We start from the raw sequence: 221 nt of genomic DNA, 5'->3' as shown, positions 1-221 counted from the left end.
CCTGACGCACTTCAACTTGCAGGTTAAAACCTCTGAAAATCATCGTTAATTCTCAGATTTAAATCGGCACCGATTGTAGGTAAAGTAGTATCAAAAAAATGATTGATGCTTTCTCGAAAAGCCTTGGCGGTAGCGAAATAACGGTTATTTCTCGCATGTTCATTCATTACCTTCCACAGTCGCTCAATAGGGTTGAGATTTGGACTGTAGGGAGGAAGATA

1 protein-coding gene is annotated in these 221 nt (G+C 40.3%); it reads right to left on the bottom strand.

Going from position 1 to position 221, the window contains the following annotated elements; genetic code table 11:
• Positions 1-23: 23 nt before the first annotated feature.
• Positions 24-221: transposase (locus CXF74_RS00065; RefSeq protein ID WP_198552732.1), on the bottom strand; the 198-nt coding region annotated here is incomplete at its 5' end.

The organism is Psychromonas sp. Urea-02u-13, from assembly GCF_002835995.1.
Lineage (GTDB): Bacteria > Pseudomonadota > Gammaproteobacteria > Enterobacterales > Psychromonadaceae > Psychromonas.
This window is presented reverse-complemented; position numbering and strand designations above follow the sequence as displayed.